This is a genomic window from Sphingomonas sp. KR3-1 (genome assembly GCF_040049295.1).
Taxonomy (GTDB): Bacteria; Pseudomonadota; Alphaproteobacteria; order Sphingomonadales; family Sphingomonadaceae; genus Sphingomonas.
In genome coordinates this window covers 375501-399959 of record NZ_JBDZDQ010000004.1, presented here as the reverse complement: position 1 = coordinate 399959, position 24459 = coordinate 375501, and the positions used below count along the sequence as shown (strand labels likewise).

General features: G+C 68.4%; 21 protein-coding genes. 13 read left to right on the top strand and 8 right to left on the bottom strand.

The window, feature by feature from the left end:
• The first annotated feature begins 135 nt into the window (after positions 1-135).
• Positions 136-468, top strand: a complete 333-nt coding sequence (locus ABLE38_RS21130) for a UrcA family protein (protein WP_348976232.1) — start codon at positions 136-138, stop codon at positions 466-468.
• 2 nt (positions 469-470) lie between these two features.
• Here ABLE38_RS21130 and ABLE38_RS21125 read toward each other — a convergent pair whose 3' ends face one another.
• On the bottom strand, positions 471-1211 hold the full coding sequence (locus tag ABLE38_RS21125; protein WP_348976231.1) for a LytTR family DNA-binding domain-containing protein: 741 nt from the start codon (positions 1209-1211) through the stop codon (positions 471-473).
• Entirely contained in the window at positions 1201-2382 is a 1182-nt protein-coding gene (locus ABLE38_RS21120; RefSeq protein ID WP_348976230.1) for a histidine kinase, read from the bottom strand. Before ABLE38_RS21120 ends, ABLE38_RS21125 begins: the two co-directional genes overlap by 11 nt.
• A 416-nt stretch (positions 2383-2798) precedes the next feature.
• Between ABLE38_RS21120 and ABLE38_RS21115 the strand changes: the two genes are divergently transcribed.
• The 3 genes from ABLE38_RS21115 to ABLE38_RS21105 all read left to right on the top strand — a co-directional run bounded on the left by ABLE38_RS21115 (position 2799) and on the right by ABLE38_RS21105 (position 5362).
• Complete coding sequence (locus tag ABLE38_RS21115; RefSeq protein ID WP_348976229.1) at positions 2799-3260, top strand: hypothetical protein; 462 nt, start codon at positions 2799-2801, stop codon at positions 3258-3260.
• Positions 3250-4764: a phospholipase D-like domain-containing protein gene (locus tag ABLE38_RS21110; protein ID WP_348976228.1), complete on the top strand. Its 1515-nt coding sequence runs from the start codon at positions 3250-3252 to the stop codon at positions 4762-4764. Before ABLE38_RS21115 ends, ABLE38_RS21110 begins: the two co-directional genes overlap by 11 nt.
• Before the next feature lie 73 nt (positions 4765-4837).
• Positions 4838-5362 carry a hypothetical protein gene (locus ABLE38_RS21105; protein WP_348976227.1) on the top strand — a complete coding sequence of 175 codons (525 nt, stop codon included), beginning with the start codon at positions 4838-4840 and terminating at the stop codon, positions 5360-5362.
• A 54-nt stretch (positions 5363-5416) separates the two neighbouring features.
• Here the strand turns inward: ABLE38_RS21105 and ABLE38_RS21100 are convergent, their stop codons facing one another.
• Positions 5417-8056 carry a TonB-dependent receptor gene (locus ABLE38_RS21100; RefSeq protein WP_348976226.1) on the bottom strand — a complete coding sequence of 880 codons (2640 nt, stop codon included), beginning with the start codon at positions 8054-8056 and terminating at the stop codon, positions 5417-5419.
• Positions 8057-8271: 215 nt separating this feature from the next.
• Between ABLE38_RS21100 and ABLE38_RS21095 the strand changes: the two genes are divergently transcribed.
• Positions 8272-8787, top strand: coding sequence for a biliverdin-producing heme oxygenase (locus tag ABLE38_RS21095; RefSeq protein WP_348976225.1), 516 nt, complete (start codon positions 8272-8274; stop codon positions 8785-8787).
• A 17-nt stretch (positions 8788-8804) separates the two neighbouring features.
• Here ABLE38_RS21095 and ABLE38_RS21090 read toward each other — a convergent pair whose 3' ends face one another.
• Positions 8805-11369, bottom strand: a complete 2565-nt coding sequence (locus ABLE38_RS21090; RefSeq protein ID WP_348976224.1) for an HWE histidine kinase domain-containing protein — start codon at positions 11367-11369, stop codon at positions 8805-8807.
• 241 nt (positions 11370-11610) lie between these two features.
• Here ABLE38_RS21090 and ABLE38_RS21085 point away from each other — a divergent pair, with 241 nt between their 5' ends.
• Both ABLE38_RS21085 and ABLE38_RS21080 read left to right on the top strand, forming a co-directional pair.
• Entirely contained in the window at positions 11611-13698 is a 2088-nt protein-coding gene (locus tag ABLE38_RS21085) for a radical SAM protein (protein WP_348976223.1), read from the top strand.
• Positions 13699-13943: 245 nt separating this feature from the next.
• Positions 13944-15668 (top strand): hypothetical protein, encoded by a 1725-nt coding sequence (locus ABLE38_RS21080; RefSeq protein ID WP_348976222.1) that lies wholly within the window; start codon positions 13944-13946, stop codon positions 15666-15668.
• A 337-nt stretch (positions 15669-16005) separates the two neighbouring features.
• Here ABLE38_RS21080 and ABLE38_RS21075 read toward each other — a convergent pair whose 3' ends face one another.
• The gene (locus tag ABLE38_RS21075) at positions 16006-16887 is read right to left on the bottom strand and encodes a hypothetical protein (protein WP_348976249.1); all 882 of its coding nucleotides are present in this window, start codon (positions 16885-16887) and stop codon (positions 16006-16008) included.
• Here ABLE38_RS21075 and ABLE38_RS21070 point away from each other — a divergent pair.
• Entirely contained in the window at positions 16787-17488 is a 702-nt protein-coding gene (locus ABLE38_RS21070) for a helix-turn-helix domain-containing protein (protein ID WP_348976221.1), read from the top strand. The genes ABLE38_RS21075 and ABLE38_RS21070 overlap by 101 nt on opposite strands.
• Positions 17489-17513: 25 nt before the next feature.
• On the opposite strand, the gene ABLE38_RS21065 is transcribed toward ABLE38_RS21070, so the two are convergent.
• Positions 17514-17645: a hypothetical protein gene (locus ABLE38_RS21065; protein ID WP_348976220.1), complete on the bottom strand. Its 132-nt coding sequence runs from the start codon at positions 17643-17645 to the stop codon at positions 17514-17516.
• A 205-nt stretch (positions 17646-17850) separates the two neighbouring features.
• Here ABLE38_RS21065 and ABLE38_RS21060 point away from each other — a divergent pair, with 205 nt between their 5' ends.
• From ABLE38_RS21060 to ABLE38_RS21050, 3 genes are all read left to right on the top strand, one after another.
• Positions 17851-18909: a hypothetical protein gene (locus ABLE38_RS21060; RefSeq protein WP_348976219.1), complete on the top strand. Its 1059-nt coding sequence runs from the start codon at positions 17851-17853 to the stop codon at positions 18907-18909.
• A gap of 64 nt (positions 18910-18973) precedes the next feature.
• Positions 18974-19498, top strand: a complete 525-nt coding sequence (locus tag ABLE38_RS21055) for a superoxide dismutase family protein (protein ID WP_348976218.1) — start codon at positions 18974-18976, stop codon at positions 19496-19498.
• 2 nt (positions 19499-19500) lie between these two features.
• Positions 19501-19956 (top strand): low molecular weight protein-tyrosine-phosphatase, encoded by a 456-nt coding sequence (locus tag ABLE38_RS21050; protein WP_348976217.1) that lies wholly within the window; start codon positions 19501-19503, stop codon positions 19954-19956.
• On the opposite strand, the gene ABLE38_RS21045 is transcribed toward ABLE38_RS21050, so the two are convergent.
• The gene (locus ABLE38_RS21045) at positions 19953-20513 is read right to left on the bottom strand and encodes a YkgJ family cysteine cluster protein (protein WP_348976216.1); all 561 of its coding nucleotides are present in this window, start codon (positions 20511-20513) and stop codon (positions 19953-19955) included. The two genes, ABLE38_RS21050 and ABLE38_RS21045, sit on opposite strands and share 4 nt — an antisense overlap.
• A 130-nt stretch (positions 20514-20643) precedes the next feature.
• Between ABLE38_RS21045 and ABLE38_RS21040 the strand changes: the two genes are divergently transcribed.
• Entirely contained in the window at positions 20644-22944 is a 2301-nt protein-coding gene (locus ABLE38_RS21040) for an ATP-binding protein (protein WP_348976215.1), read from the top strand.
• Between the two features lie 45 nt (positions 22945-22989).
• On the opposite strand, the gene thpR is transcribed toward ABLE38_RS21040, so the two are convergent.
• Positions 22990-23526, bottom strand: coding sequence for an RNA 2',3'-cyclic phosphodiesterase (gene thpR / locus ABLE38_RS21035; RefSeq protein ID WP_348976214.1), 537 nt, complete (start codon positions 23524-23526; stop codon positions 22990-22992).
• A gap of 94 nt (positions 23527-23620) precedes the next feature.
• Here thpR and ABLE38_RS21030 point away from each other — a divergent pair, with 94 nt between their 5' ends.
• Positions 23621-24376 (top strand): Bax inhibitor-1/YccA family protein, encoded by a 756-nt coding sequence (locus ABLE38_RS21030; protein ID WP_348976213.1) that lies wholly within the window; start codon positions 23621-23623, stop codon positions 24374-24376.
• Positions 24377-24459: the final 83 nt, after the last annotated feature.

Here is a 24459-nt window from a genome sequence, read left to right as displayed (position 1 = left end):
ACCGTTCGTCCCCCGGGCCAGCCGCCGGGGGAAGGACCGGGCCGATTGATCGAAGCGCGATACCGCCGGCCGGGCCTGGCCGCCTATCCGAAAACCGTCAGCCGCCTGGTCGCTGACGTCATGGGATAGGGTGAGATGGTATTGCAATTCTCCTGGTTCGCCGCGCTGTCGTTGTTCCTCACGACCGGCGCGCAGAGCAACGATGCAGCGATGCACGCCGGCATGATGCGCGCCGACATGATGCATCGCCGCCCGATGGCGGTCGTTTCGACGCGCGACCTCGACCTGTCGACCGACAGCGGCGTGCGCAAGGCGCGTGCGCGCGTCCGGGCGGCCGCGATCCGGGTCTGCGGCGACTATGAGCGCGTGGGCGTCCTGCCGCCCGCCCCCATCCGGCGCTGCCGAACCGCGGCCGTGCGGGAGGCGGATGACCGGATCCAGGCCATTGCGGGGCGCCGAAAGCCCTGAGCTCAGCGCCCCGCGAGCGCCTTCACCGCGGCCAGATAGGAGCGCCCGACCCGGAGCTCGCTGCCATCGGCGAGCAGCACGAACCAGGCGCCCAGGCCGTCATGGCGTAGCCTGGCGATGCAATCGCGACGGACGATCGCCGATCGGTGGACACGGATGAACCGGGCGGGATCGAGGCGACGCTCGAGATTGGCCAGCGTCTCGTGCAGCAGGAAACTGCGCGTGCCGAGATGCAGCGACATATAGTCCCGCATCGCCTCGATACGCTCGACATCATCGGCGGCGATGCGGACCATCTCCGAGCGATGCGGCACCCAGAATTCCTCGATCCAGGACGACCGCGCCGGGGCCTCCGCCTCGGCGCGGCGCATCCGTTCGCGCGCGCGGGCAATTGCACGTTCGAGCCGCTCGGGCGTCACCGGCTTGAGCAGATAATCGACGGCGGCGACATCGAACGCGGCGACCGCGAACCCGTCAAATGCCGTGCAGAAGACGATGGCGGGCGCATCGCCTGCTTCCTGGAGCGCCTTCGCCACGTCCATGCCGTCGACCGCCGGCATCGCGATGTCGAGCAGGATGAGGTCGGGCGAAAGCGCCGCGCTGAGCCGCAGCGCGATCGCGCCGTCCGACGCGGTTCCCACCAGCGACAGGCCCGGGACCTTCGCGCAGAGCATCACCAGCCGCTCGATCGCGAGCGGCTCGTCGTCCACGATCAGCGTGCGCAGCGGGGAATCAGCCGGCATCTCGGCTCAGCGGCATGGCGAGTTCGACGCGGAACCCGCCGGGCGCATGCGGCTCCACCCGGCGCTGGCCCTGCACGCCGAAGCGGGCGGTCATGCGATCGGCGACATTGCGCAGGCCCAATCCGACGCCGCGGACGGAATCCGCGCCCGGGCCGGCCGCGATCGCCTCGCCATCGTCCTGGACGGACAGGAGGAGCGTGGTTTCCTGACGGCTGGCGCGGATGGCGATCGTCACCGGGCGACGCGATCGCGAAACGCCGTGCTTCACTGCGTTCTCGATCAGCGGCTGGAGGATCAATCCCGGGACGAGCGCATCCTCCAGCTCCTCGGGCAGGTCGATCGCGAGGCGCAGCCGATCCGGGAAGCGCGCCTGCTCGATCTCGAGATAGAGCTGCTGGAGGCGTATCTCCTCCGACAGGCGCACATCCTCGCCGGGATCGCCGACCAGGCTGGCGCGGAAGAAGCTCGCCAGGTTGATGATCATGCGCTCGGCGGGATCGCGCTTGCCCGCCATCACCAGCGAAGAGAGCGAATTGAGCGTGTTGAACAGGAAGTGCGGATTGACCTGATAGCGCAGCGCCCGCAGCTCCGCCGTCTGGGCGGCGGCGCGCAGCGCGGCTGCCTTGCGTTCCAGCGCGCCGACCTCCGCTGCATAGCATAGCGCCAGATACAGCGCGGCCCAGCTGGCGAAGAAGAAATAGGCGTTGACCGCGCCGTCCGCGAGCATCTTGATCGTTGCCGGATCGGGGATGGCGGCATCGGCCCCGCCGACCTGGACCATCGTCCCGCCGGCCTTGGCGGCGCTGGCGGTTGCGGGCTGCGCCGCCGCCTTGCTTGCCTGTCCGACCACATCGAACGCCACCCAGTTGACGGCGGAAAAGGCAATCGCCGCGGGGACCGCGAGGAGGCCGGCCTTGACGATCGTCCGATACAGCGACGCCGTCGATACCCGGCGGAGCGCGAGATAGAGAAGATAGGTGATCGCCATGCTGACCGGCAGGACGCCGATCCGCCGAACGAGCATGTCGAGCTGGTCGCCATGCCCGATAACGACCGAGCGCAGGGTGACGATCGCGCCGTAAAAGGCCCAGAAGCCGCCGATCGAGAGCAGGACGGTGCGATGCGGCAGCGCGGGCGCGGAATCGGCTTCGGTGGAATGCCCGTCTTGCATGGCAAAGCTTAGCCTCCCGCCCAGGGCGGGGAAAGCCGGCGCCGTGTCGTTGATCGACCGGGGTTCGACATTTGTCGAAAAGGGTGCGGCGGCTGGCCGTGCGGCCGTTCGCGAGGCTGGGGAGGGGACAGGGCTGGATCCGGTGTGCGGGCTGCGGACGGGCGCCCGCAGTGCCAAGCGTCAATTTCATCGAGGCCGAGGGAAGCGCAAAGGAGAATATCGAGATGGAACTTGACCTAAGTTAATAATCCTTTGTGGTGCAATCAGTTGAGTCCAAGTCGTTGTAAGAAAACGTGGTCGATGATACCCCTTAATACGGCTCCTCTGTGGCCCGGTCGCTGCGTATATCCAGTATCTATAGGGACGGAGGTGTCGAAATGTCGAAAGGCATTTTGCGCGTCGGGCGGGGCTGTGCTTTGTTCAGCCATCTTGGCGCGCTGACCGGATTGTTCGTTGCGACCTGGCCCGCGCTGCTCCTGACCGGGGCGACGGCGCAGGCGGATCCGACCGGCTTCTGCAAGGTGCGCGAGACCGTGAAGGTGCGGTGCATCCGCGAGCCCAGCAAGAGCGGCGTCCTCGTCGACGTGACGCCGCGCATCGACATGGTGCGCTTCCACGTCAAGGTCTGGCATTCGATCTGCGGCAGGCACGGCATTCCCGGCCCCGAATTCGACGCGACGCTGGTGCGCGGCCCGGCCGGCAACAACACCTATCGCTTCGACCAGGGGCTGCCCAAGGTCTTCCCGCCCAAGCTGGTGCCGACCGAGATCAACTGCGTCGAATTCTTCATCGAGGGATGTCGCAACAACGGTGGCCCGGTGGGCAATTGCAACGAGATGATCGACGTCGTCGGCCGGCAGGCGCCCTATGAGCGCTGAGGCGGGCCGCAGGCCATTCGCGCGGACCGGCTGGCTGGCCGGTCTTGCCGGCATCATCCTGGCGCTGGCACTGCCGGCGGCACCTGCTGCGGCGCAGCCCGCGTCCGGCGAGAAGCTGCGCCAGATCGATAGCGAACTGGGGCGCTACACCATCGATCCCGCCGGATTCATGTACGGCATGACCGACGGCAACGTGCTGCCGTCGAACTGGATCATCCAGACGCGCGCCGGCGACGGCGGCGCCCATCTGCGTGCCGTGCACGACCTGATGATGACCGCGCAGAGCAGCATCGACATCACCACGCTGGGGCCGATGCCCGACGGTGCCTATTTCGACATGCTCCGCGACACGCTCGATGCGCTCAATCGCGAGCATCGCAACCTATATGTGCGGATCCTGTTCGGCCGCTACGAAGATCCGCGCCAGAACTGGAACATCGAGCGGCTGGCCCGCGAGCTGACCGACCGCCTTCGGCACGGCACGGTCAACCTTGCGGTGGCGCAGATCCAGACCAAGACGCCGGCGCTGTCGTGGAACCACTCGAAGATCGTGACGGTGGACGGCGCGCGCGCGATCGTGGGCGGGCATAATTTCTATTCGGGCGACTATGTGAACAATACGCCCGTGTTCGACCTTTCGATGCGGATCGAGGGGCCGGCAGCGATCTCCGCGCAGCGTTATGCCTCCAAGCTGTGGGAATATGCCTGCAACTACGCCAAGGATGGCGACCCGTTCTGGACGACGGGCGCGGTGGCCTTTCCGAACGCGACCGACTGGCTGCAGCGCAGCGTCTGCATGCCGTTCACGCCGGCCGCGCTGCCGCCGGCGACGGGCACCGGCCTGCAGGTCCTCGCGGTATCGCATGCCGGCATCGGCTGGATCCCTGGAATGGCAGCGTTCGGCGACATCTGGCAGCGCGGCGATACCGAGCAATGGAGCGACATGGCGCGGGAGCGCGCCTTCCAGATGGCCCAGCGCTCGATCCGGATCTCGCAGCAGGCGATCCAGTTCCCCACCTGGCCCTACACCATGCACGACAGCGTGGCTTCCGATCTCGCCGCTGCGGTGATGCGCGGCGTCGACGTCTATGTGGTGGTGTCGAATTCGGATGCGGGGCTCTATTCGTCGAAGGCGCCTCTCTCCGACACGGTGGACCGCATCTACCAGCGCATCCGCGGGCTGCCCGGCGCGCGCGACAAGATGTGCGGGCATTTCCACCTGACCACCATCGCCATCGGCCATGGCGAACGCCACTGGCGGACCGGAGCGGGCATCGCCAACCACGCCAAATTCTACATGGTGGACGACAGCCTGTTCTATATCGGCTCGCACAATATCTACGCGCCGCTGGCGAGCCATGCCGGCACCAACCAGGAATTCGGCTTCCTCATCGAGAACCCCCAGGCCGCGGAGCAGCTGCTGGGCGAATATTGGCACCCGCTATGGGAGTCGTCGAAGATCGGCGCCTATATCGGCGACGGCAGGTGCCCGCTGCCGGAGTGAGGGTTCGCAGGCGGTCCAGCTGAACGTCGACTCGCCGTCTTCGACGGCGGCCCCTCCACCATTTGCTGCGCAAATGGTCCCGCGCTCCGATGGCTGGACCGAGCGGCGCACGCGCATCTTCCTGCGGGCGCGGATCTCCGACAATTCGGCGTACAACATGCGCAGTCGCGACCCGAAGTTCGCCGCGGCCTGGGAGAAGGCGCTCGACGCGACCATCCCGACGCTCGAGCAGGCCGCCTGGGAGCGCGCGGTGGAGGGGTGGGACGAGATCGTGTGGAAGGACGGCGTCGAGGTGTCGCGCAGGCGGCGGCTGCTGCTGCACGGCGGAGAGCTAGGATGGGCATCGGGCGGAGGGGCGTGCGCTTTCGCCTGCGCCTGCGGCGATGCCGCGGATCACCGGGTGCGGGAGCGGATGAGCGGTTTTCCCGGCGAAGGCCGGGGCCCAGGCTTTCTGGATCCCGCGCATCTGGCGTGCCTGCGCGCGCACGCCAAGACTGGGTCCCGGCCTTCGCCGGGGAAAACAAGGCCATTTGCGATGCGGCAGAGAAACCCTGGGCCCCGGCTTTCGCCGGGGAGCGGCTTGGGGGAAGGTGGGTGAATAGCGGCGCGGCGGGTGTCGGGTTGCCCGATGCCCGCCGCGCCGGTGGCGGGATCAGTTGGTCAGCACGATGTCGAGGAAGAACTTGCGGTTGACGCTCAGCGTGTAGCGCTCCGAATAATAGCCGTGCATCATGCTCTTGTTGTCGCCGAGGATGTTGTCGGCCTCGAGCTTGACGGTGAGGTTGGGGCGCAGCGCCCAGCGCAGAGCGGCGTTGAGTTGGCCGCGCGCTTCGAGGACATAGTCCTGGTACGGCTGGGCGTTGACCGTGTTCAAGTTGCGGTCCGCCCATTGATAGGCGACGCGCAGTTCGCCGCCCTGGGGCAGCGCGTAGAACAGGCTGGCATTGGCGAGCCAGTTGGGCTGGTAGAGCACGTTGTCGCGCGAGGTGACCTTGCCGCCGACGATGAAGTCCATCTTCGCCCAGATCCGGCTGGCGTTGAGCGAGACGCCGAGGTTGCGGCCGATGCCGCCGGCGAAGACATGGTTGTCGACAAAGGTGGCTTCCACGCCCTTGAGCTCGGAATGCGAGGCGTTGAGCGGCTGGGTGACGGTGTAGGTCGTGCCGTCGACCACCTGCTGCGAGGCGAGCGAGAAGATGTCGTTCTTGATCCGCTTGTAGAAGCCGGCGAGCGAGACCAGCCCGTCATGGCCGTTGAAATAGCGGTCGATCGCGAGATCGGCGTTGGTCGATTCGCGGGGCTTTAGGCCGGGGTTGCCGCGGGTGATCGTCAGGTTCTGGTTGTCGCGGATCTCGGCGGTGGCGATGTCGCTGAACGCCGGGCGGCCGAGCGTCTGGCTGAACGCGGCGCGCAGGCGCCAGGCGTCGCCGTCGAGCGACTGGGTGAGCGTGACATAGGGCAGCAGATGCGCATAGCCGCCGGTGTAGCGCTTGAAGGCGCCGGCATAGCTGCCATTGACCTGCTGCGGGACGTCGGCGTGGAAGCGGACATCGTCGTAGCGCAGGCCCGCGATGCCGCGGAAGCCGCCGCGGGCGAACATCGCCGCGCCATAGCCGGCGAGGACGGTCTCGTCATAGCTGTAGTCGCTGGCGTTCGAGCTGTTGGCGCTCGAGGCGGCGTTGACCGCGAGGCTCGGCTTGGTCGTCGCGGCGAAGCGGTCATAGTTGAGGAAGATGGTGGGATAGGGCCAGGCGAGGGTGCCGGTGCTGACGACGGTGCCGATGTCGCCGAGCGCGCTGCCATTGGCGGTGTAGGTGGTCTGGTTCTGGTCGCGGGTGGCGTTGACGGTGCGCCCGTCGAACCCCGCCGCGAAGCCGAGGCCCTGGCTGTCGCCGCCGTAATTGTGCTTGAGGTCGATGCGGCCCTCGACATTCTCGAACACCGAATCGCTGAACAGGTCGGAGGCGGAGAACAGCTTGTACTTGCTGGTGTCGACCAGCTCGGCGGTGCTGGAGAAGCTATAGGCCGGGGTCTGGTCGGTCATGTCCCAGGTGACGAAGGAATTGGTCGGCGCGGCGGAATAGGCGACGCCGAGGTCGATGTCGTGGAAGTGGCTGAGGCCGTAGCCGCCGCGCAGCTCGAGCGAGGTGTCGTGGCCCCAGTCCTTGGTGGCCTTGGCAATCGCGCCGCGCGATTCGGTGGTGAACTTGTCATAGTCATAGGCCGGGCGGAAACGGCCGATCTTGAGCGTGGCGACGTGCGGGCCGGCATAGGACACGCCGGTGAAGGTCTCGGCGTAGAAGTCGCTCAGGCTCTGGTACTCGACCTGCTTATAGTCATAGCCCGAGAGCGAGAGCTTCACCGTGTCGCTGGCGCGGTATTCGAGGCCGACATAGCCGCCGAACAGGCGGCGGGTCTTGGCATAGTCCATCGGGCGCATGAGCGTCGGCATCGGGTCGTTGCCGTTCCAGTCGGACAGGTCGGCCTTCGCGGTGGTGCCGGCGGCGGTGTAATAGGTGCGGCCATTGGCGTTGGGCTTGGACGCCTGCCAGCTCTCCTGGTTGTAGACGCCCGAGACGACGAGGCCGAACCGCTCGTCGGCGCCGAACCTGTGGACGTAGAGCCCCTTGATCCCGCCGCCGAAGCGCGTGTCGAGATTGCCGCCCAGCGCGTTGAAGGCGGGGAACTGGCTGGTGTTGGGCTGGTATTCGCCGCTGACGTCGACCAGCCAGTGGTTGCGGCCGTCGAGCGCGCTGTAGGGCACGATGTTGGTGACGCCGCCGATCGCGCCGGCATCGATGTCGGGCGTGAAGCTCTTGGCGACCCGGGTCATCTGCGCGACCTGGGTGGGGATCAGCGCGAGATCGACGCGGCGGGTGCCGTCGCCATTGTTGGCGGCGGAATACATCGCCATGCCGTCGAACGACACGAAGTTGAGGTCGGGCGAGATGCCGCGCACCGAGACGTACTTGGCCGACTGCTCGCCGTAGAGCGTCTCCATCGTGTTGATGCCGGGCAGGCGGATCAGCGCGTCGGCGACGGTCTCGTCGGCAAGGTCGCCGGTATCGTCCTGCGAGACCGAATCGACCACGCCGAGTGCCGCGCGCTTGGCCGCGATCGTCCGCTGGTTGCGCCCGGCGCTGCCGGTGACCACGATCGCCGAGTCCGCGTCCTGGGCGGTGGCGGCGGCGGTATCGGTGTCGACCGCCTGGGCCTGGGCGGTGCCGGCGAGCAGCGTGGCGGCAATGGAGACGGACGCGAGCAAGAGCCCGCGACGGTGGTCGGCGCGCATGGAATTCCCCTTCGTTGAAGCGCCCCCCACGGGTCGCCGCCTCCCTAGAGCCGCGGGGCCGGGGATTCCGCCATTCCGGTTCTATCATGCCGCCAGCCGGCGGTGCGGCGCGCTCGATTTGCGGCGGGCGGCGGTCGCTTTGCCATTGCCCAAACCGCGCGATCGCATATGCCGGGGCGGTGACTGGAATGAATAGCGCTCGGCAAGCGTTGCGGTTGGCCACCACGGCCAACCATGAGCGCGTGGACATGGTCTTCTCGAAGGCGCAGCTCGGCGAGCGCGCGGCCTATGGCCGGTTCCTGCTCGCCCAGGCCGCCGCGCACCTCCCGACCGAGCAGGCGCTGGAGCAGGGCGGGATCGAGGAACTGGTGCCGGACTGGACGGCGCGACGCCGGGCCGAAAGCCTGAAGGCCGACCTGCGCGACCTCGGGCTGGACCTGCCGGCGCCGGCGGGCGCGCCGGCGTTCGAGACGCGCGAGGCGCAGCTCGGCGCGCTCTATGTGCTCGAGGGATCGCGGCTGGGCGGCACGCTGCTCAAGCGCTCGGTGCCGGCGGATTTCCCGTCGCGCTTCCTGGGCAATGTCGATTCGGCGGCGTGGCAGGCGCTGCTCGCGCGGCTCGATGCGGCGCTGGACAGCGAGGATCGGCGCGCGGCGGCGATCGCGGGCGCACGGCAGGTGTTCGACCTGTTCGAAGCGAGCGGGCGGGCGTATCTGGACGGGGACGGCTGACCCCCGCAGCGCCCGGGCTATTCGGGCGCGTGGCCCATCAGGTCCTCGATCGCCTTTGCCATGTTGTGCGAGGTGTAGGGCTTCTGCACCACGGTCGCCGCGCGATGCTCCATCGGCAGGCTGGCCTGCTCGCCGTACCCCGAGGCGAAGAAGAAGGGCAGCCCGAGCTCGCGCAGGCGATCGGCGACGCCGAAGCTCATCTGGTCGCCCAGGTTGATGTCGAGGATCGCGAGGTCGGGGCGGTGCTGGTCGAGATAGTTGTGCGCCGCCTCGGGCGTCGAGGCGGTGGTCACCGAGGCGCCGAAACGCTCGAGGATGTCCTCCGCGTCGAGCGCGATGATCAGACTGTCCTCGACGAGCAGGATCGACTTGCCGCCGAAGCCGTCGAGCGACACCACGCGCTGGCTCGACATGGTCGGCCGGGTCACGCGGATCGCCGAGCCGGCGATATTGCGCGGTTCGGAGACGTGGCGGGCGGGGATGCAGAATTCGGCGCGCACGCCCTCGACCGCATAGGAGATGCTCGCCTCGCCGCCCAGGTCATAGGGCACCGAGCGGTTGACGATCGTCGTGCCGAAGCCCTTGCGCTTGGGCGGCGAGACCGGCGGGCCGCCGACTTCCTGCCAGACGAAGACGAGGTTGCCGTTATGGTCGCGCGACCAGTCGATATGGACCTCGCCGCTCCCTGACAGGCTGCCATATTTGGTCGAGTTGGTGACGAGCTCGTGGACCACCAGCGCCATCGTCGAATAGGCCTGGGGATTGAGCAGCACCGGATCGCCCTTGGCGATGATCGCGCTCTGGCGATCGGCGGCGAAGGCGGCGGCCTCCGCTTCGATCAGCGCCTGGAGGGGCGCCGGGCCCCAATGATCGTCGGTGATCTGGTTGTGCGCGCGGGCGAGCGCGTGGATGCGGCCGTCGACGAGCTTCACGAACTCCTTCACTTCCGGGCTCTCGGGCTGAGACTGGCGGATCAGGCCGCGGATCACGCCGAGGATGTTGCGGACGCGGTGGTTGAGCTCGGCGATGAGCATTTCCTGGCGCGCGGTCGACTGCCGGCGCTCGGCAGCGGCTTCGTCGGCGAGGCGCAGCACGACTTCGATCAGCGTGGCGCGCAGCGTCTCGGCGACGCGGATCTGCGAGGTGGTGAAGGGCTGGGCATGGCCTTCGACTTCCTCCTGCCACTCCGCGAAGCTCTCGCGCGGGGTGAGGCGGGGGCCGTTGGGGCCATATTCGATCGGCTTGTGCGGATCGCCGGCCCAGCGGACCGACTGCTTCAGCTCCTTGCGGAACAGGATCACATAGTCGCGCGGCGAGCGCGAGATCGGGATGGCGAGCAGGCCCGCGGCCTGATCGGCAAAGGCGTTGGCGCCGTCGATCAGCCCGCCGATATGGTCGGTCGAGAAGACCCGGCCGGCGGCGAGGCCGTTCAGCGCGCGGACGATGCGGCGGAAATCCTCGGTCGGCGGGGCGACGCCGGAAAAGGCATAGTTGCCGTTGATCCAGACGCCGACGCCGTCGGCGGGGATCGCGCTGGTCAGGATGTCGCCCAGCCAGTCCGGATCCTGGAGCAGGGTCTCGTCCGAGGCGACGGCGCCGAGCAGCTGATCGGAGATGTCGCGGGCGCGCTGCTCATATTCGGCGACCTGGCGCCGCTCGCGCGATTCGAGCCGCATCGCGAACATGTCGGCGAAGAGCTCGCAGACCGATCGACGCTCGAAGGTCGGGAAACGCGGCGAATAATGGTGGCAGGCGAACAGCCCCCAGAGCTGACCGTCGACGATGATCGAGATCGACAGCGAGGCGCCGACGCCCATGTTCTTGAGATATTCGATATGGATCGGCGAGACCGAGCGCAGGATCGACAGCGACAGATCGATCCGCCGGCCCGCCGCATCGACCGCCGGCACGATCGGCACCGGCTCGGCATTGACGTCGCGGATCACCCGGACGAGGTTGCGCATGTAGAGCTGGCGCGCCTGGCGCGGGATGTCGCTGGCGGGATAGTTCAGGCCGAGAAAGCTGCCGATGCCAGGCTTGCAGGCCTCGGCCACGACCGCGCCCGAGCCGGACTCGGCGAACTTGTAGACCATCACCCGGTCATAGCCGAGCAGCGCCCGCACCTGGCGTGCGCCCTCGCGGTAGAAGGCGGTGAGATCGGGGGTGCGATCGAGCCGCGACATCATCGCGCGGACGGCATTGGTCGAATCCTCGCCGACCGCGGTGCCGGGCTCGGCCTCGATCAGGATCTGGCCGTCCGACATGTGGATGGCGATGTCGTAGAGCTGGCCCGAGGTGCCGATCTCGCGCCCGAACAGCCGCTCGACCATGTCCGGCGCGGACAGGTAGGAGAGCTTGTTGCGCAGATCGTGGACCAGCGCGGCTGGCACATATTCGGGCAGCGGCGAGCCGATGAGCTGCTCGGGGTCGAAGCCGAGCAGGTCGCGGATGTTCTTCGACACCCGCGCGATGATCCAATCGGTGCTGACGGCGATCAGGAACCCGCCCGGCTGGATCGCGCCGAGGAGGTGGATCGGCTCGCGATCGCAGTTGGTCAGGTCAACCTTGTCGAAATCCGTCACGCTGTCTCACATCGTCCATCTGGCGGCGCCCTGCGGGCCCGGGGACCAGCGTTCGCTGCGTAACGATCTGGCATAAATCGAGTTCCTGGAGCCACTTGAAATATCGAATGTGCGACGAACGCCCGCGCCGCCGCCGCCAAATCCTGGCGCGCGTGGCCCGGGCGGCGCGCGGGCTTTCTATAAAAGGGGAAAGCCGCGCCGGTCTGCGCGGGCGCCGCATCGGCGTTTCCAGGAGCTGCGAATGTATCAGAGCCGGTTTTCTCCCCTTGGCGAACAGCAGGACGAGGCGCTGTTCCTGGCGCTCGCCACCGACTGGCTGGGCGAGGGCATCGCCGCGGCGCCGGCGGCGCTGGCGGCCGCTGCCGAGCTCGACTTCGACGATGGCGGCGCGCTGCTCGCGCAGCTCCACGACCAGGTGATCGCCGCGCTGATCGCGGCGTTCAGCGAGGATGCGTTCAGCCCCGCGGCCTATGCCGCGCTGGCGGCGATGCCGGCGGACCATGCCGCAGCAATGTACGACCGAATGCTCCACGCGCTGTTCGCCGGCGGCAAGCCCGACACGATGCTGCTGACCCCGCGCTCGATCCTGTGCCTGGTCGGCATGCTGTCGGCCGCGGGCGCGCACGAGCAGGCGGCAGTGCTGCTGGCCGAAGTGATGCGCGACCTCAGCCAGCCGCCCGCGGTCCATCATGCCGCCTGGATCGCGCGCTGCCGCTGGGCGGGCTGCCCGAGCGACCTCGCGCCGTTCTGGGGAAGCGCCGTGCCGCACGCCGCGACGCTGGCGGCGGCCGATGCCGCGATCGCGCGCGCCGAGCTGGACGTCGAGGCGCACCGCGCCCGCGTGCGCCTGCTCGCCGGGGCCGGCAAGGGCGTGCAGGCGCTCGACGCACTGTGCGTCGCGCTGACGCTGCCGATCGGCGAGCGCGACAAGCTGGACCTGGCGGAGGAGCTGGCGCTGCTCGCGGCGGTGCTGAAGATCCGCGGCGAGTTCAAGCTGTTCGAGCGCCCGCGCACGCGCTGGGCGCTGGCGATGGTGCCGAAGATCGTCGATGCCGCGATCGCGCGGATGACCGCGGCGCTGGCGGACGGGACGTTCGCGTTCCTCGACGAAGCCGAAGCGGCCGAGATCGCGCAGCAGCTGCGCGCCGCCAATCCCGCGCAGCGCCCCTATCCGATGCGCGGCGGCAAGCCCTATCTCGAGATCGTCTGGCTCGAGATCACCAACCATTGCAACCAGAAGTGCACCTTCTGCCCCGACATGTTCCGCGAGGATGCGCGCACCTGGCTGCCGCTCGAGCAGATCAAGGCGATCATCGACGACCTGGCCGAGAATTGCGTGGTCGGATCGATGCAGCTCAACGCCTATGGCGAGCCGCTGCTCCACCCGAACATCGCCGAGATCCTCGCCTATCTGCGCGAGCGAGAGGTGCCGTTCCCGGTGTTCTTCACCACGCACGGCATGACGCTGGTCGAGAAGAAGCTGAAGCAGCTCTCGAACAACTATCCGACCGGCTTCGCGGTCTCGCTGCACAATGACAGCCAGGAATCGTACGAGCTGACCCGCAGCGGCAAGATCGGCGACTATGACACGCTGGTGGCGCGGGTGACCGGGCTGCTGCGGCAGATGGTGGCCGAGCGCGCGCCGTCGGACGTGCGGATGTACCAGATGGTGTCGAACAAGCTGTCCGACCGCAATGTCGATCCGCAGACGCACTCGGCCTTCCCCGATTCGCCCGAGCGGATGCTGGCGCATGTCCGCAAATGGGAGGCGATCGCCGCCGAGCTCGCCGCCAATGCCCCGGTCGAGGCGCGCGCGCAGGCGCACGTCAACAGCGCCGAGCGCATCGCCAGCGGCTATGCCGACGCCAACCACGAAGACAGCGTGCGGCTGCCGCTGCTCAGCTGGATCGACGTCAAGGGCGCGACGCAGACCGCGTTCATGTCCGGCCGGCCGCTAGGCAGCTACGCCAATCTGCTGCTCGAATATGATCCGCGCTGGCAGGTCGAGCGCCGGGTGGTGAACGATACCGAGAAATGCGGCTTTACCACGATGAACTCGCTGGCGATCTTCGCGACCGGCAAGCTCGGCATCTGCTGCATGGACCTCAACAGCACCGCCACCTTCGGCGCGCTGAGCGACTATGCGAGCGTGAGCGACGCGGTGAAGAGCCCCGAGGCGCTGCGGCTGTTCGCCCAGCTCTCGAACGGGGTGGCGGCGAGCCGCGGCTGCCAGATCTGCCTGGCCGGGCCCGAGCGGCTGTGCCGCAGCACCGACGAGAGCGTGCCGCGCCCGACGCGTCCGGCGGGACATTTCCGCGACGGGATCTGAGCGCGGCCGCGATTCGCAGGGGAATCGCGCCGAAATGTCACCGGTGGCATGGCATTTCCGGGCGGTATTTGTCCCGAAACGGGGGCGGCGCACGGCGGAGATGCCGCTTTCTCCCCAGTATTGCTGTGGGTTAGCCGGGCAATGCGCGCTGCATCTTCGCCTTGACTGTGGCTGACACCGGTATCAAGATGTTTCCCGGAAAATGGACCGGAGCGAACTCCGGCCATCCTTAGGGGAGAGGCATAATGAAGCTGCGAGCGGTGACGCCTGGCGTGATGCTGGGCATGGCAATGGCATTGGCGGGATGCAACGGGAGCGACAGCGGATCGGTCTCGACGCCGAGCCCGACACCGAGTTCCGCGGCGACCCCCGGACCGATCACCGCAGGGCTCTCGCCCGCGACCGGCGACACCGCGGCGTACAGGGACACGCTGCTCAAGCTCACCTTCGACACGACGCCGGTGGCGACGGGCACCGGATCGATCCGCGTCTACAAGAGCGACGGCACGCTGGTCGACACCGTCAACACCTCGTCGGACGCGGTCGTCGCGGGCGCCGAGACGCAGGTCGCGCTGGGCAATGCCAACACCGAGATCGACAAGATCGGCAACGGCATTGCGAGCCTGACCCAGTATCGCTTCACCTATTACCGGCCGATCAAGATCAACGGCAAGGTGGCGACGATCAAGCTGCACGACGGCGTGCTGGCCTATGACACGTCCTACTACGTCCAGATCGACAAGTCGGTGTTCAACGGCGGCATCGCCGGCCAGGCGACCTTCCCGGGCGTGAGCGGGACGACGGGCTGGACGTTCAAGACCAAGTCGGCCCCGACCTCGACCACCGCGGTGACGGTGGACGACGACGGCGCAGCGGACTTCCGCACCGTGCAGGGCGCGCTCAACTACATGATGACGGTGGGCTGCAGCGGCTGCGGCACCGCGGCGAACGCGGCGGCCAAGACGATCACGATCAAGAACGGCACCTATGACGAGCAGCTGTTCCTGCGCAACGTCAACAACCTGACGATCACCGGCGAGAGCCGCGCGGGCACGGTGGTGCAGAACAACAACTGGGAAGCGTTCAACCCGGGCGTGGGCGGCAGCCGCGCGACGCCGAACACGACGCTGACCAATATCGGCGGCGCCTCGGCGCTGGGCAACCGGCTGTCGCTGGGCGGCGGCCGCGCGGTGCTGCTGATCGAGGGCGGCGACCTGCTCAAGTTCAGCAACTTCACGATGCAGAACACGCATGTGAAGGACGCGAACCAGAACAGCCAGGCCGAGGTGATCTACTACAACTCGGCGAACATCAACGGATCGCGCTTCATCGGCACCGACATGAACTTCATCGGCACGCAGGACACGCTGCAGATGAAGGGCTGGGTGTGGATCTACAACAGCCTGATCGCCGGCGATGTCGACTTCATCTGGGGCTATCCCTATGCGATGGCGATCGAGAATTCGGAGCTGCGCACGGTGTTCGACCCGTCGGCGCCGACCTCGGGCGGGTACATCTTCCAGGCCCGCTCGGCCAAGGGCTATCCGGGCTTCGTCGTGCTCGGCGGGTCGCTGACCTCCGAGGCGACGGTGCCGGCGGGATCGACCTATCTGGCGCGCTCGGGCGGCGTCTACCAGGCGGGCGGCTATTGCCAGACGATGCTGGTGCTCGGCGGCGGATCGGCGAGCAACGCCACGCAATATTGCGACAATGTCGCCTATGTCGGCGTGAAGATGGGCGGGCATGTCGCGACGGCGGGCTGGTGGATCACCCCGATCCCGAACCTGCTGCCGAGCAACAGCGAAGGCTGGCGCGAGAGCGGCTCGCTGACCGCGACGGGCACGGCGCTGTCGATGACCGGGCGCAACACCACCTATGGCAGCAGCACCGCGGACCTTTCGGGGATCAACACCCGCGCCAAGGTGTTCGCGCAGTGGAACGGTGCGGTCGGCTGGAACCCGGCGCCTTGAGCCGGGTGCCTGCCTGACCTGTGACCTGAAAGGCCCCTCTTCGAGCATGCTCGGGGAGGGGCTTTTCGCTGGGCGCGACAAGTCGTGACCCGAGGCGCGGCGGTGGCGATTTCGACGCTGGATCGCGGATCCCGGATAGGGCGCGGGCTGGGAGCCCGCGCCCACCGATGGTGACCGCCGGAGGGAGCCGGCGATCTGCCTGACCCACCGCGCTGCATGCGAGTGGGCCGTGCGGCTGGCGGCGGCGTCAAGCCGCCATGTCGCCGATTGCCCCCGCCGCTAGGCGGCGGGAAGGGGCGGGCTCAAGCGGCCCGCTGCCCATTTTGACGAAGATGCCCTAGTCGAAGGCCGGAATCGCCGGACGACTCGCCAGATAGGCCCGCGACGGGTCCTCGAGCGGGAAGCCATTGGCGCCCAATCGGGCCAGCAGCAGCCGGACGATCGCGAAGCTCTGCGTGCTGGTCGCCACCGATTCGGGGCGATTGAGCCAGGTCTCGGAGACCATCAGCTTCTTGCCGAGCCGCTCGACCCGGCCGTCCGCGCACAGGCTGGCGACGCGGCGGCGCACCGTCGCCTCGGGCAGACCGAGCGCGCGCGCCACCGCGCTGGTGCGCACCGGCGGGCAGAGATCGGACGGCGGCGTCGCGCGGCCGTCGGCATAGCGGCGGGCGAGTCCGCGATCGGCGCTGATCAGCCGCGAATTGGCGCAATAGATGGTCGAGAAGACGACGAGCTCGAGCCAGTCGCCATGCGTGCGCCGATTGCTGTCGATCACCGCGAGCATCATGTCGATCGCGGCCTGCACGCCCGCGGCATGATGATAGGGCCGCGCCGCGCCGACTTCCGGCATCGGCACGCCGCAATGCGCAAGATCGGCGACGAAGCGCACCGCGGCATCGTGCATCAGCGTGAGGAAGGCGACGACTTCGGGCGATTCGAGCTCGGCGGGGCTGGCGCGGACGCCGTCCGGACCGCGCGTGCACCAGCCCGCATCGACCAGTGCGTTCACGTGGCGGCGCACCGTCTCGTAGGGGCGCGATAGCGACATCGCGAGCGAATGGGCGGAGATGCTGTGCGGCGGGCGCTGGTCGGCGGGATCGAAGCCATAGGTGTCGCGCATGATCAGCGCGAAGATGGTGATGCGATCGATATCGTCCTCGAACAGCCGGATCGCCTGGGAGAGGATCGTGGTCTGCAACTCCGCAAGCAGCCGCGTCATCAAGCGGATCGGGGGAGGATCGAGGGGCAAATGGGTTGGCATTGCTTGCGTCCGATACTCGCGGGCCGCGACGCCGGCGGATAGCCTTAACGTCCGGTTATTCGTCATTTTGAGTAGCAGGAACGGCAGGAATGCAAGGCCTTGGCGCGATTTGCAGCATGGACCGCCGGAACGGGTAGGCCGCGGCTTGCCGCGCGCCGCGATGCGCGGGAGCGCCGGGCGAATGCAAGGTCCAGGTCCATGGTTAACGCCGCCGCCGCGCGCGGCGCAAGACTCCGCTATTGGAAAGCGGCTCAGGCTGCGGCGCGAGGCGCTGGGGCTCGATCTCGCCGCGGTGAGCGTGGCGACGCGGCTGCCGCGCCGGCGCGTCGAAGCGATCGAGGCGGGCGAGTTCGCGGCGTTCCGCGCGCACGTCTATGCCGCCGGCGCGCTGCGCAGCTATGCGCGGCTGCTCGGGCTGAACGAGGCGCCGTTGCTCGCGGCGCTCGACGCGGAGGCGCGGGGGCTATGGGAAGTCGAGCAGGCGATTCCTGCCGCACGCCGGGCGCGCCGGCGGGGCTGCTTCTGGGGGCGGCGCGGGCATATCAGCCTGTTCGGCTGAGGCGGCGCGCTTGCGCCTGGCGGCGCTAGTCGTGGATGGCGACCATCGCGATCCGCTCGGGCGCGGCGTCGTGATGCGTCTGCATCGTCAGGATCGGCGCCGACAGCAGCAGCGCGGCGATGATCGCATAGGCGACCGGGGACAATTTGACGGGCATTGCGGCGACTCCTCTTCTCGCCGATGCTGGGCGTCTTCCGGCGCCCTTGCCATCGGCCACAACCCGCAGGCGCGCCGCGCCATTTTCCGTAGGGAAAAGGCCGCAGGCGGCGGCGTTACGATAACGTAGGAAACGGCTCGGGAGTTGCGTTGCGGGCGGGCGCCGGCTTGCCTAGGCTCCCGCCCTTGGCAAACAGGGGTGGGCGATGCGGAGTATCTGGCTGGGTGTGGTGGCGCTGCTCGCGCCGGTGGCGGCGATGGCGCAGGAAGTGCCGCCCTCGCCCGTCGTCCCGGCTCCCGTGACCGCGCCGGTGCCGCCGCCGCGGCCCGCCTGCCGCGAAGTCGGGGATGCGCCCTTCCTGGTGATCGATGCCGACAGCGCCGCGCGGCTGGGGGCGATCGGGCTCGACCGGGCGGCGATCTTCGCGCAAATGCACGAGACCTCGGTTCCCGAGACCCAGGGCTGCTGGGGCGATCCGGTGGGCAATTTCGACAGCCAGCTCGTCTCGGTCGGCATGTCGCAGTGGAATTTCGGCACGGGCAGCCTGCAGCCGCTGCTCAAGGCCTGGAAGAAGGGCCGCAAGAGGCATTTCGGGCGCGAGCGCAAGGCGCTGATGCCGGCCTATGGCAAGACCGTCTTCTCGCGCGACTGCCTGGCGGTACCGGTGAAGCCGAAATGCCGCGAGAAGATCCTGGCGGCGCACGACGCGGCGGGAAAGCTCAACCCGGTGATCTGGGGCGAGTTCAACGCGCTGTTCGAGAGCGACACGATGCTGCAGGTGCAGCTCGACACCTATCTGGTGCTGCTCGAGGCGGTGCGGCAGGATTTGCTGCGCGTGTTCCCGGGCGAGCCGATCACGCTGCGCAAGGTGCGCTGGGCGGTCGACACCAAGGTGCAGCAGGGCGGCTTCCCGCTCGACGAGGACCTGGCGCGGCTGCGCAGGAAGCTGGCGGCGATGCCCGAGGGCGATCGCTGGGACCGGCTGGCGGCGATCTTCCAATGGTATGGCGCGCTGTCGCGGACGATCGACCAGGACGGAGTGCAGCGCGACTGGGCGTGGAATCTCGAGCGCTGGCACTGCATGCTCGACAAGCGCGCGATCGACCCGGAGCAATATGAGCTGCTCCACCTGACCTTCCTCAAGAGCCGCACCGCGGTGGGCAATTCGGGGCGCTGGCAGGCGCTGACGTTCGAGCGGCGCGCGAAGATCATCCTCGGGGTGGGCAGCGTCTCGGGCAAGGCCGACGGAGAATGTTTGCGCTGACCCCTTGGAACCGGCCGCCCGCACAGCCATTACGTCACGGGAACATTTATCCGGAGTGTGGGCGATGCGCGTTGTGCTGGTGGCGGCTGGACTGTTGGCGGTGGCGGGGTGCGCGAGCCCCCAGAAGGATGCGCGCTACATGGCGGGGCATTACCGCGCCCAGGCCGACCTCAAGATGGCCGACGGCACCGATGTCGGCAAGGCGATCGCCGAGGAAGTCGACGGCGCGATCCGGGTGATGGTCGAGGTCCACGGCATGACCAAGGGCGTGCACGGCACGCATGTCCACGCGGTCGGCAAGTGCGAGGGGCCCGACTTCGCCAGCGCCGGCGGCCACTGGAACCCGACCGCGCACCAGCATGGCAAGGACAACCCGATGGGCCCGCATGCCGGCGACCTGCCCAACCTCTCGGTGGGCGAGGATGGCCGCGACCGGACGATCTTCGTGCTGCCCGGCGGCACCTATGCCGGGCTGCTCGACGAGGACGGCGCGGCGCTGGTCGTCCATGCCAATGCCGACGACTACAAGACCGACCCCTCGGGCAATTCGGGCGGGCGGATCGCCTGCGGCGTGTTCCACGCGATGTGAGCATGCCCGCGGTCCTGTTCGTCTGCCTGGGGAATATCTGCCGTTCGCCGCTCGCCGAAGGCGCGCTGCGGGCGGCGGCCGCGCGTGAAGGCGTGGACGTCGTCGTGGACTCGGCCGGAACGGGCAACTGGCACGCCGGCGATCCCCCCGATCCGCGCGCACGGGCGGCGGCGCGGCGGCACGGGGCGGACATTTCGGGGCTGCGCGCGCGACAGGTGCGGCCGGAGGACTTCCGGCGCTTCGACTATGTGCTGGCGCTCGACCGCCAGAACCTCGCCGATCTGGGCGCGATCGCGCCTGCGGATGCGACGGCGCAGGTCGGGCTGCTGATGGACCTGGTGCCGGGGCGCGAGGGCAGCTCGGTCGCCGATCCCTATTATGGCGAGGATAGCGACTTCGACATGACCTGGGACGATGTCAGCGCGGCGGCCGAGGCGCTGGTCGCGCGGCTCCGCTAGCCCTTCGGCGCGAAGACGGCGTAGCGCTCGCGCCAGGCGGCGACTTCGCCCTGCAGGTGCGCGGGGGCGGGATCGCCCGAGACGACGTGCAGCGCGACCTGGTGCTCCGGATGCATCAGCATCTTGTCGTCCCCGTCGCTGAACCAGACCGGGACGAGCTGGGTGCACAGGCTGTCGAGCACCGTCGCCGCCATCGCCTTGTCGACCTTGTCGCGGCCGGCAATCGCGCGGACGCTGATCGAGACGGCCTCGAGGCAGTTGCGCGGCTCGCGCTCGAAATTGAGCGAGACGAGCAGGCCCGAGCGGTCCGGCCGGGCGTCGTCGGGCAGCGCGGCGACGCGTCGCCAGACGCAGAACCAGCTCCGGCAGATGGCGGGGCGCTCGGCATGGATGCCGCAGCCGTGCGCGGCGAGATACTGGCAGGGCTCTCCGCCCGGCTTCCTGAAATCGGGCGAGTTCACGGTGAGGACGGTGCAGCAGGCGGTGCAGTCGCCGCAGGCGCGGTCGGGCAGGACCGGCCCGAGCAGCATGGTTTCGATATCCGTCTCGCTGGCCATGCGCGCAGGCCTGCCCCGGCGGCGCCGCGAATACAACCGCGCGCGGTGCGATCGGGCGCGCTGGCATCTTTTCCTCGCCCGCCGAGCATGTATAAACCGCGGTCCGGGCGGGGGCCTGAGGGACGCATCAATGGCAACAGCCAACGCCGCCTGGCCGAACCATGGCGGGGAAACCGGGGAAATGCTGCGCGCGCCGGACTTCACGGCGCCGGGGCTCGGCCCCGTCAGCGCCTGGCCGCCCGCGCTCCGCCAGGCGCTCGACCTGATGCTCGCCTCGCCGCAGCGGGCGTTCGTCACCTGGGGCCCGGACTTCATCTTCTTCTACAATGACGCGATCCTGAGCGCCTATCGCGACGAGAACCGGCGGATCTTCGGCCGGTCGTACCGCGACAGCTGGCCCGAGGTGTGGGCGGAAGTGGGGCGCTATTTCGAGCGCGCCTATGCCGGCGAGGCGGTGGCGCGCAACGGGATGCACGTGCAGGGCATGCGCGGCAATGGCGAGAAGATCGACATCCGCGTCGACCTGACGATGACGCCGATCCGCGACGCCGAGGGCAAGGTGGCGGGGATCTTCGGGATCAGCGCCGACCGCACCGAGCATTTCCACACCGCCGAGCGCGAGCGCGAAGCGCGCGAGGCGCTGGAGGAGAAGTCGCGCACGCTCGAGATCGTCAACCAGGCGGGCAGCGCGATCACCGGCGACCTCGACGCGGCGCGCGTGGCGCAGACTGCGGTCGATGCCGGGGTGGCGCTGAGCGGGGCGCAGTTCGGCGCATTCTTCTACAATGTCCGCGACGCCAAGGGCGAGAGCTACATGCTCTACGCGATCTCGGGCGTGCCGCGATCGGAGTTCGAGAAATTCCCGATGCCGCGCAACACCCAGGTGTTCGCGCCGACCTTCGACGGCACCGGCATCGTCCGCTCCGACGACATCACCCAGGACCCGCGCTACGGCCACAACGCCCCGCGCAAGGGCATGCCCGAGGGGCATCTGCCGGTGCGCTCCTACCTGGCGGTGCCGGTCAAGACGCCGGCGGGCGAAGTGATCGGCGGGCTGTTCTACGGCCATGCCGAGGCCGGCAGGTTCAGCGATGCGCAGGAGGACAGCCTGGCGAGCCTGGCCGGGCAGGCGGCGCTGGCGATGGACAATGCCCGGCTGTTCGAGGCGGCCGAGCGCGAGATCGCGCGGCGCACCGAAGTCGAGGCGGCGCTGCAGCTGCTCAACGACCGGCTGGAGGCGCGCGTCGCCGAGGCGATCGGCGAGCGCGAGGCGGTGTTCGCGGCGCTCCAGCAGGCGCAGAAGATGGAGACGATCGGCAAGCTGACCGGCGGCGTCGCGCACGACTTCAACAACCTGCTCCAGGTGATCTCGGGCAACCTCCAGCTGCTGGCCCGCGACGTCGACGGGCAGGAGCGGGCCGAGCGGCGCGTCGCCAATGCATTGGCCGGGGTGCAGCGCGGGTCGAAGCTCGCCAGCCAGCTGCTCGCCTTCGGCCGGCGCCAGCCGCTCGAGCCGCGGGTGCTCAACGTCGGCAAGTTCCTGGTCGGGATGGACGACATGCTGCGCCGCGCGCTGGGCGAGGCGATCGGGATCGAAGTGATCACCTCCGGGGGCCTGTGGAACTGCCAGGCCGACCCGACCCAGCTCGAGAATGCGATCCTCAACCTGGCGATCAACGCGCGCGACGCGATGGAGGGGACCGGCAAGCTGACGATCGAGGCGGCCAACGCCTCGCTCGACGACGACTATACCTACAAGCTCGAGGACGTGCCGGCGGGGCAATATGTGATGCTCGCGGTGACCGACACCGGCAGCGGCATCGCCCCCGAACTGATCGAGCAGGTGTTCGAGCCGTTCTTCTCGACCAAGCCCGAGGGGCACGGATCGGGGCTGGGCCTGTCGATGGTCTATGGCTTCGTCAAGCAATCGGGCGGGCATGTGAAGATCTATTCTGAGATCGGCCACGGCACGACGGTGAAGCTCTATCTCCCGCGGGTGCGCAAGCCCGAGGAAGTGGTGGTCGGCCCACTCGAGACGGTGCCGCTGCGCGGCGGCAGCGAGACGATCCTGGTCGCCGAGGACGATCCCGAGGTGCAGGCGACGGTGGTCGAGCTGCTGACCGAGCTCGGCTACACGGTGCTGCGCGCCAACGATGCGCAGAGCGCGCTGAGCGTGGTCGAGAGCGGGGTGGCGATCGACCTGCTGTTCACCGACGTGGTGATGCCCGGCGCGCTCAAAAGTCCCGAGCTGGCCCGGCTGGCTAGGGCGCGGCTGCCCGCGCTCGCGGTGCTGTTCACCTCGGGCTATACCGAGAATGCGATCGTCCATGACGGGCGGCTGGACGCCGGGGTGGAGCTGCTCTCCAAGCCCTATACGCGCGAGCAGCTGGCGCGGAAGGTGCGCGCGGTGCTGGAGGGGAAGCGGGGGTAGGCGCTGCCTCTTCTTCATCATCCCGGCCTCGAGCCGGGGTGACGGCTATATTTGCAGCCCGTACCGCTCCACCACCTCATAGCGCGCGGCTTCGTGGCCGAGATGGCTTTCGAACAGGTAGAAATGCCCGAGCGTGAAGGGCGGGCTCGCCAGGCCGGCATGCGCCTCGACGAAGCGCGCCACGGCTTCGCTGGGGGCGTTCATTCGGGCGAGGGTGATGTGCGGGAGATAGGCGCGGTGTTCGGGCGGCTGGCCGGCGCGGACCAGCGCCTGGTCGATCTTGCGGTGGAGCCCGGCGAGCGCCTCCTTCGGGCGGACGCCGGCCCAGAGCGCGTTGATCCTGCCGCGGCTGTCGAAGGTGCCGACCCCGTCCAGCGCGACCTCGACGGGCGGCCAATGGACCTGGGCGAGCGCGAGCGCGGCATCCTCGGCGGCGCGCTCGTCGATCTCGCCGATGAAGCGCAAGGTGATGTGGAGCTGCCCCTCATCCTGCCAGCGTGCGCCGGGAATCCCGCCCATCAGCGCGAGCAACTGGGCGCGGATTGCCGCGGGCGGGCGCAGGCCGACGAACAAGCGGAGCATGCCCGTCCGTAACGCGGGCGGTTTCGCTTGAAAACACCCCGTATGAGCGCGATATTACACCCATGCCGGCACGGGCCGGGCAAAGGAGTTTCAAATGGCTAACTGGCAGGATCCCCAGATGGACGGGCCCTATGCGGCCGCCGGCGCGAGCGCGGAGGCGCGCGACGCGGGGCTCAGGTCGTACATGCTGTCCGTCTACAACTACATGCTGTCGGGCGTGCTGCTGACCGGCGTGGTCGCGCTGCTCTTCGCCAAGACCGGCTGGGTGCAGTCGCTCTATTCGCTCAACGAAAATGGCGCGCCGGCCGGCCTGTCCGCGCTCGGCTTCATCGTCGCGCTGTCGCCGCTGGCCGTGGTGCTGACGATGAACTTCGGCATCCGCCGCCTGTCGACGAGCACGCTCCAGACCCTGTTCTGGGTCTATGCCTTCCTGGTCGGCCTGTCGCTCTCGACGATCTTCGTCACCTACACCGACACGTCGATCGCGCAGGTGTTCTTCGGCACCGCCGCCGGTTTCGCGGGCCTCAGCCTGTGGGGCTACACCACCAAGCGCGACCTGAGCGGGATGGGCACCTTCCTGATCATGGGCCTGATCGGCCTGATCGTGGCGATGGTGGTCAACATGTTCATCGGCTCGGGCCCGCTCAGCCTGGCGATCAGCGTGATCGGCGTGCTGATCTTCGCCGGCCTCACCGCCTATGACACGCAGAAGATCAAGAGCATGTACGCCTATGTCGGCAACACCGACATGCGCGGCAAGGCGGTGGTGATGGGCGCGCTGACGCTCTACCTCGACTTCATCAACATGTTCCTGTTCCTGCTGCGCCTGTTCGGCAGCCAGCGGAACTAGGTTCCGGCAACGGAAACCGAAAGCACGGCCCGGCGGGGAAACTCGCCGGGCCGTTTGCTTTTGCGTCCAACAGATGTCTGCGC